The sequence below is a fragment of the Methylobacterium sp. WL103 genome, assembly GCF_008039885.1.
Lineage (GTDB): Bacteria > Pseudomonadota > Alphaproteobacteria > Rhizobiales > Beijerinckiaceae > Methylobacterium > Methylobacterium cerastii.
Map to the genome: position 1 here is coordinate 1 of NZ_VRUX01001175.1, position 656 is coordinate 656.

Consider the following 656-nt stretch of genomic DNA (forward strand, 5'->3'; position numbering starts at 1 on the left):
CCTCAGAACGGCCGGTGCGCCGGCACTTGCGCGGCCGCGATCTCGGCCTCGGTCGGCTGCCGCAGAACGGTGAGTCCGCCGCCTCGGTCGGCCTCCACCAGCCCGAGTTCGGCGAAGGCGTCGAGCCAGCCGTCCATCGGCCAGATCCCGTGGCGGTCGTGGAAGCGCCGGGCGTTGGCGACGATGTCGGAGAAGTGCTGCAGCGGCGGGTCGCACGACAGGTGGTGCTGGTGGAAGGCGTGCATCCCACCCGCGAACAGCACCGGCACCCCGGCCCGCTCCGCCCGGAAGGCGAGGTCTGTGTCCTCGGCGCCGTAGCCGGTGAACCCCTCGTCGAAGCCGCCGACGCGGTCGTAGGTCGCCGCCCGCACCGCGAAGGCCAGCGACCAGAACAGGCCGGGCTGCGGCGCCGGGATCACGCCGGCCTCCGGGAAGAGCCGCGCGGGATGGCGGTGCCCGACCCGGTCGAGGCCGGCTTCGGTCCAGCCGTCCGCGACCGCGCCGCCGGGCAGGTAGCGGATCTCGCAGCAGATCAGCCCGTCATGCCCGGACACGGCCGCGGCGAGCTCGGAGACCAGGCCGGCGGACGGGATGCAGTCGACGTCGAGGTAGACCAGGATGTCGCCGGAGGCCGCGCGGCGCCCGGCGTTGCGGGC

Annotated in this window: 1 protein-coding gene; it reads right to left on the minus strand. The window is 74.7% G+C overall.

The features are described 5' to 3' along the window. Positions 1 to 2 precede the first annotated feature (2 nt). Positions 3 to 656 (minus strand): galactosyltransferase-related protein (locus FV222_RS28465; protein ID WP_147816461.1); only part of this gene is annotated, 654 nt, incomplete at its 5' end.